The sequence below is a fragment of the Spirillospora sp. NPDC049652 genome (assembly GCF_040675125.1).
In the GTDB taxonomy this organism is placed as follows: domain Bacteria; phylum Actinomycetota; class Actinomycetes; order Streptosporangiales; family Streptosporangiaceae; genus Spirillospora.
In genome coordinates, this window is sequence record NZ_JBFAOF010000328.1 from 1 (window position 1) to 7,149 (window position 7,149).

The 7,149-nt window shown below is 75.7% G+C and carries 4 protein-coding genes; 2 read left to right on the forward strand and 2 right to left on the reverse strand.

Features of this window, described 5'->3' with window-relative positions; genetic code table 11:
• Positions 1-900: PucR family transcriptional regulator ligand-binding domain-containing protein (locus tag AB0J52_RS20990; RefSeq protein ID WP_500183340.1), on the reverse strand; the 900-nt coding region annotated here is incomplete at its 3' end.
• Positions 901-1,102: 202 nt separating this feature from the next.
• Between AB0J52_RS20990 and gabT the strand changes: the two genes are divergently transcribed.
• On the forward strand, positions 1,103-2,443 hold the full coding sequence (gene gabT, locus AB0J52_RS20995) for a 4-aminobutyrate--2-oxoglutarate transaminase (protein WP_500183342.1): 1,341 nt from the start codon (positions 1,103-1,105) through the stop codon (positions 2,441-2,443).
• Positions 2,444-2,503: 60 nt separating this feature from the next.
• On the opposite strand, the gene AB0J52_RS21000 is transcribed toward gabT, so the two are convergent.
• Positions 2,504-4,219 carry an ExeM/NucH family extracellular endonuclease gene (locus AB0J52_RS21000; protein WP_500183343.1) on the reverse strand — a complete coding sequence of 572 codons (1,716 nt, stop codon included), beginning with the start codon at positions 4,217-4,219 and terminating at the stop codon, positions 2,504-2,506.
• Positions 4,220-4,431: 212 nt separating this feature from the next.
• Between AB0J52_RS21000 and AB0J52_RS21005 the strand changes: the two genes are divergently transcribed.
• Positions 4,432-7,149, forward strand: a 2,718-nt coding sequence (locus tag AB0J52_RS21005; protein ID WP_500183344.1) for an AfsR/SARP family transcriptional regulator, incomplete at its 3' end; no start/stop codon positions are given.

Genomic DNA, 7,149 nt, shown 5'->3' on the forward strand with positions numbered 1-7,149 from the left:
CGCGGGGAACCGGGGCGCGGCCCGGTCCGGCGACGGCAGCCCGAGCAGCGCCGCCGCGAGCGCCGCCCGGAGGTCCCGCCCGGAGCGCGGTGTCTCCGAGCGGAGGGTGAGCAGCGCCGCCGCCGCGCCGACGATCGTGTGCGCCACGTGCGGCAGCGGCTCGGGGGTCCCGACGGCGAGGAAGCCGAGCGGCCGGTCGCCCAGCCCGATCCCCTGGACGACCACGTGCGCGTCCCCGTCCACCAGGGACAGGCTGCCCACGACCGCCCGTCCGCGCGCCCCCGACCCGCGCGGGACGGCGGTGGACGCGGCCGGGCGGAGCCGGGCCAGGTCGGGGAGCAGGGCGGCGGCCCGGGACGCGGCGGACGCGGGCTCGGCATGCCGGACGGCCCCGGCGGCGTCCAGCAGCAACGCCCATCCGCCCAGCTCGCGGGCGAGCCGGACGATCACGGCGGACGGCCCGTCCAGCGCCGCGCGGGACAGGGCGCGCTGGGCCTGGAAGGCGCGGGTGACGTCCTCGTACCACTCGGCGGCGAGCATCCGGGAGACGGCCTTGCCGACCGCGATGAACGGCGTGGCGCGCGGCACCTCCAGCAGCGCCAGGCCGTGCGTCCGCGCGGCGGCGACCAGGGCCGGGGGCACCGCGTCGTGCACGACCCCGATCCCGAAGCCGACCCCGGCGACGCCCCGGCGCACCAGCCGCGCGACGTACCCGTCGGCGTTGTCCGGGGTCAGCCGCATGCCGGTGGTGAGCAGCAGCTCGCCGCCCTCCAGGTAGGCGGCCGGGTCCTCCAGCTCGCTGACCGCGACCCAGGCGACCGGCGCGTCCGCCGGGACGGGCGTCAGGGGACGCAGGCCGAGCCGGGGCAGCGCGGCGACGGCGGCGAGGCGGGGCGGCACGTCCGCCTCCTTTCCTTGGGGACGGGCCGAGTCGGCACGTCCGGGCCCCTTCTTCGGGACGGGCCGGGCGGCACGTCCGGGGCCTTTCGTCGGGACGGCCGGGCGGCGCGTCCGGGGTCCTTCCGTGAGGGCGAGCGGCGCGGCGGCGATTCGCCGCCGCGGCGAGTTCAGCCTACGGCCCCGCCGGTCTACCGTCGGCCGCATGACCAGCGAAATCGCGCAGGAACGGCGCATCGTCACGGAGATCCCCGGCCCCCGCTCCCGGGAGTTGCAGGAGCGCCGCAAGGCGGCCGTCCCGCCCGGCGTCGGCAGCGTGCTGCCGGTGTACGTGACGGACGCGGGCGGCGGCGTCGTGGTGGACGCCGACGGCAACTCGCTGATCGACTTCGGCTCCGGCATCGCCGTCACCAACGTCGGCAACGCCAACCCGCGCGTGGTCGAGCGGGTGAAGGCCCAGGTCGAGAGGTTCACCCACACCTGTTTCATGGTCGCGCCGTACGAGTCGTACGTGCGGGTGTGCGAGGCGCTGAACACCCTCACGCCGGGCGACCACGAGAAGCGGTCGATCCTGGTCAACAGCGGCGCGGAGGCGGTGGAGAACGCCGTCAAGATCGCCCGGTACGCGACCGGGCGGCAGGCCGTCGTGGTGTTCGACCACGGCTACCACGGCCGGACGCTGCTGACGATGACGCTGACCGCCAAGAACATGCCCTACAAGCAGGGGTTCGGGCCGTACGCGCCCGAGGTCTACCGGATGCCGCTCGCCTACCCGTTCCGCTGGCCGTCCGGGCCGGAGAACTGCGGGCCGGAGGCCGCCGCGCAGGCGATCGACCAGATCACCAAGCAGATCGGCCCGGAGAACGTGGCGGCCGTCGTGATCGAGCCGATCGCGGGCGAGGGCGGCTTCATCGAGCCCGCGCCGGGCTTCCTGCCGCGCATCGCCGAGTTCGCCCGGGACCACGGCATCCTGTTCGTCGCCGACGAGGTGCAGACCGGCTTCGCGCGCACCGGGCACCTGTTCGCGTGCGAGCACGAGGGCATCGTCCCGGACCTGATCACCACCGCGAAGGGCATCGCGGGCGGCCTGCCGCTCGCCGCCGTCACCGGCCGCGCCGACATCATGGACCAGGTGCACGGCGGCGGCCTCGGCGGCACCTACGGCGGCAACCCGCTCGCCTGCGAGGCGGCCCTGGGCGTCCTGGAGGAGATCGAGTCCGAGGGACTGGTCGAGCGCGCCCGCGCCATCGGCGACACGATGCTGCCGAGGCTGCGGGAGCTGGCCGCCAAGCACGAGGTGATCGGGGACGTCCGGGGACGCGGCGCGATGATCGCGATCGAGCTGGTCCAGCCCGGCACCAAGGACCCGAACCCCGAGGTCACCGCCGAGGTGGCGCGCCGCTGCCACGCCGCCGGGCTGCTCGTCCTCACCGCCGGGACCTACGGCAACGTGCTGCGCTTCCTGCCGCCGCTGGTCATCCCGGACCACCTGCTCGACGAGGGCCTCGGCATCCTCGCCGACGCCTTCGACGCCGTGACCGGCTGAGCCGTCCCGCGCGAAGAGGCCCGGAGCGCGCTCCGGGCCTCGGCCGTTGGGGAGTGGACGTCAGCGCAGGTTCAGGCCGATCACGACGGGGTCGTGGTCGGACGAGCGGTACGCGTCCGGGTGGTACAGGTACGGCGGGTTGTACTTGGTCGGGTAGCCCTCGGCGAGCGGCTCGTCCGCGTTGATGTGCCAGATCGCCGCGCCGGTGACGCGCCTGGACAGCGCCTTGCCGGTGAGGACGTGGTCCAGCTCGCCGGACTGGCCCTGGAAGACGTAGCTGTAGCGCTGCGCCGGCTTGACGAACCGCTCGGTCTGGCCGACGAGCCCGCCGCCGACCAGCGCCTTCACCGGGTCCTCGGCGGTGTAGGCGTTCAGGTCGCCGAGCACGACCGGGTTGGTCTCCTGGGCGGCGAGGTCCGCGACGGCCTTCGCCTGCGCGACGCGGCGCGGGTTGAAGCAGCCCTGGCCGTCGCCCTGGTCCTTGTCCGCGCCGGTAGCGCCGGTGCAGCCCTTGGACTTGAAGTGGTTGGCGATGAGCGTGAATCGCGCGCCCTTGCCGTTGGCGCGGGAGAAGGTCTGCACGAGCGGCGGGCGCTCGAAGACGGGCGCGTCGGACGAGCGCGCCGCGCCGACCGGCCGGACCCTGGCGGGCTTGTAGATCGCCGCGACATGGATCTCGTCGGTGCCCGGGTTCGGGTGCCGGATCCACGCGTAGGTGCCCGCGCCGACCTCGGCGTTCAGCTTGTCGACGAGGGTCTGGATGGCGGAGTCGGCGCCCGCGGCGTCGTTGTTCTCGACCTCCATGAGGCCCGCGACGTCGGGGTTCAGGCCCTTGATCGCGGCGACCAGCTTGGCGAGCTGCCGGTCGCGCTCCTCGGCGGTGGCCGCGCCGCGCTTGTTCAGCGTGGTGAACCAGTTCTCGGTGTTGAAGCTCGCGACGCGCACGTCACCGCCGACGGGCGACGGCTTGGCGTGGCGCGGGTTGGTCCGCGCGAACTTCGGCAGCCTGACCGGTTCGAGCCGGTAGCTGCCGAACCCCTGCGACATGATCGCGGTGAGGCCGGTCGTGGAGTCGCCGACGCGCAGGACCCTCGGCTTGGTGTACGGCGGGACGGGCGGGTTCTGGACGTTCGACCCGTCGTCCAGCAGGACGCGGTGGGCGTCGTTCCACTCCTGCGTCCGGCCGCGGCCCTCGGTCGGGTTGAACAGGCGTCCGGCCGACGACAGCGACACCTCGCCGTAGCGGCCGAGGTCGTACACCTCGGTGGCGGTGAGGCGCTGCTTGAAGCGGACGAGCATGCCCTCGTACCGCTCCATCGTCACGCCCTCGGGGAGCGGGAGCCGGACGTCGGCCGGCCGGACGGCGGTGCCGGTGCCGCAGACGTCCACGGCGGACGCGGGCGACAGCTCGGTCAGCCCGCTGTATTCGGTCACCTTGCCGGTGACCAGGACGCGGTCGCCCGCCTTGACGTCCTGGGTGGAGTACACGAACAGGCCCTCGGAGGTCGCCGGGTCGGCGTCCGGGGCGGGGTCCTGGATGTAGAACCCCTTGAGCTGGTCGGTCCGGCGGAAGTCGCCGGTCACGACGCCCTCGACGCGGACGGTCTGCCCGGCCAGGGGCGACGCGGCCGCGGACCCCTGGACCTGGGCGATCCGGTGGTCGGCGGGCGTCTCGCACGCGGTCGCGGGGGTCTCGGCGCGGGCGGGGCCGGAGTATCCGGCGAGCCCGGCGGCGGCGACGGCCGCGGTCGCGAATGCTGCTGCTTTTCGGCGCATGGGACGGGAGCGTAGGGGGGCCGATCCGCCCGAAACAGAACCAAGCATGAAGACTCCACCAATTTGTAATGAGATGCGGTGAATGCAGGGGTCTACGGGACATGTCGGACAGAAGCCGACTACCGGGACGGAGCGGTATCGTTCACGTCCGCCGCTGACCGGACCGGGACCGAGGCCGGTCACGCGCGGGCCGGATGCGAGAGGCTTCGACGGTGACCTCCACACCACTGTGCTGCACGCTGCTCGGGACGCTGACCGTCCGGCGCGGCGCCGCCCGGATCGGCACGGGACCGCCGCAGCAGGGCGCGCTGCTCGCCTTCCTGCTGCTGCGCGGCGGCCGGACCGCGGGCATCGGCGAGCTGGTCGCCGCGCTCTGGGAGGGCGAACCGCCCGTCCGCGCGGTCGGCATGATCCGCACGTACGTGTCCCGGCTGCGCGGCGCGCTGGAGGAGGACCGGACCCGGCCGCGCGTGCTGGTCTCGGTCGGCGGCGGATACGCGCTGCGCGTCCCGCCGGAGGCGGTCGACGCGGCGGTGTTCGAACGGCTCGTCCAGGACGGCCGCGCCGCCGCCGAGCGCGGCGACCACGCCGAGGCCCGCCGCCTGCTCCTGGACGCCGACGCCCTGTGGGGCGGCGAACCCCTGGTCGGCCTGCCCGGACCGTCCGCCGCGGCACATCGCGAACGTCTCCGGCTGCTTCGGCTCGGGGCGCTGGAAGCACGGCTGGCCGCCGACCTGGCCTTGGGAGGCCATGTCGAGGCGGCCGTCGAACTGGCCGCGCTCGCGGCGAGCCACCCGCTGCGCGAGAGCCTGCACGGCCTGCGCATGCTGGCCCTGTGGCGCAGCGGCCGCCGCGCCGAGGCGCTGGACGCCTACGCGACCGTCCGCCGGGCGCTCGCCGAAGAGCTGGGCGCCCGTCCGAGCGCCGCGCTCCAGGACCTGCACCAGCGCATCCTCCGCTCCGCTCCGGAACCCGGGACGGCGGGTCGGACCGGGCCCGCCGCGCGGGCGGACATCGGGCGCCTCCCGGACGCCCTCCCCGACTTCGTCGGCCGGACACGCGAGCTGGCGAGCCTGCTCACGACCCTCACCGAACCCGACCGAGGCGGACGGCGCGGCCGCGCGCCCGTCATCGTGACGCTCTCCGGCGGCGTGGGCGTCGGCAAGACGGCGCTGGCCGTGCAGGCCGCGCACGCCGCGTCCGGCTCCTTCCCGGACGGCGTCCTGTACGCCGACCTCGGCGGCTCGGCGGCAGGGGCCGAGCCGGCCGGGCCGGGCGAGGTGCTGCGCGGGTTCCTGCGGCGGCTCGGCGTCCCGGACGCGCACCAGCCGGACGACCTCGCCACGGCCGCCGCCCTCTACCGCTCCTGGCTCGCCGACCGGAAGGTGCTGGTCGTCCTGGACGGCGCAGACGACACCGCGCGGCTGCGTCCGCTGCTGCCGGGCGGATCGGGCTGCGCGGTGCTGGTCGCCGCGCGGAGCCGTCCGGCCGCGCTGCCCGTGGACCGGCACCTCGACCTCGGCGCGTTCGACCGCCGCGACGCCCTCGCCCTGTTCACACGCGTCGCGGGGGAGGGGCGCACGGCAGCCGAGCGGTCCGCCGCCGAGGAGGTGCTGAGGCTGTGCGACCGGCTGCCGCTCGCCGTCCGGATCGCCGCGTCCCGACTGGCCGCCCGTCCCGGCTGGACGGTGGAACGCCTGCTCGCGCGCCTCGCCGACGGCCGCCGCCGCCTCGCGGAGCTGCGGTTCGGCGGGCTGGCCGTCGAGTCCGCCTTCCAGTCCGCCTACGACCGGCTGGACGCCGAGCAGGCCCGCGCGTTCCGGCTGCTCGCCCTCTCGGACGCGCCGGTGCTCTCCGCCGCCACCGCCGCCGCCCTGCTCGGCACCGGCGAGGAGGAGGCCGAGGACCTCGCCGACGCGCTCGTCGAAGCCGGCATGCTCGACTCGCCCGCGCCGCGCCGGTACCGCTACTCGCACCTGACGCTGCCGTTCGCCCGCGCGCTCGGCGAACGTCGCGGCCCCGCCGAGCGGCGCGCCGCGCTCGCCCGGCTCCTCGCCCACCACCTGGAGGCGCAGCGCGAGGCGCTCGCCCTGCTCGGCGAGAGCCGCGCCGCCGCGGCCCGCTGCCGCCCGCCCCGGTTCGCCTCGGCCAACGCCGCGAGCCAGTGGACGACCGACCACCTCTCGGAGCTGCTCGGGCTGGTCACGCGGTACGCCGCCGACCCCGTCTTGCCGCTGGACGGCGTCGCCGAGCTGACCCTCGCCCTCGCCCAGCAACTCGACGACGGCCCCCGCTGGACCGAGCTGGTCGCCGCCGCCCGGGCGCTGCTGGACGCCGCGCTCGCGGCGGGGAACCGGCGCGCGGAGATGGCCGCCTCGTTCGTCCTCGGCTACCACCTGATCCACTGCGCCAAGCGTCCCGGCGGCGCGGCGCTGGTCGGACGCGCCGCCCGGCTCGGCCGCGAGCTGGGCGACGAGCCCGCCCTCGCCGAGGCGCTGAGCGTCCTGGCCCTGGACGCGTTCTACCGCCGCGACCACGCCGCCAGCCTGCGGCGCTGCGAGGAGGTGCTGGCCCTGGACGTCCGGATGGGGAACGTCCGCGGGCAGGCGACCCGGCTGGCGAACATCGCGCAGCTCCACCTGGGCATGGGCGACCGGGCGTCCGCGCTCGCCGCCGGGTACCAGGCGCTCGCCCTGGCCCGCCGCGCGGACGCGCCGGTCGCCGTCGCCTACGCGCTCTACCTGGTCGGGCAGATCCTGGGGTCGCTGGACCGGCACGTCGAGGCGCTCGCCGCCTACGACGAGGCCCTCGCGGTCTGCTGGACGCACTCGCTCCCGCTCCGCGAGGCGCAGGTCCTCATGCGGATGGCCGAGACACGGCTCGCCCTGGGCCAGTTCCAGGACGCCGCCGACACCGCCGCGCAGTCCCTC

Excerpts from the sequence above, each read along its gene's own strand:
- gabT (WP_500183342.1), top strand. The coding sequence starts at position 1,103 with ATGACCAGCGAAATCGCGCAGGAACGGCGCATCGTCACGGAGATCCCC.
- AB0J52_RS21000 (WP_500183343.1), bottom strand. The coding sequence starts at position 4,219 with ATGCGCCGAAAAGCAGCAGCATTCGCGACCGCGGCCGTCGCCGCCGCC.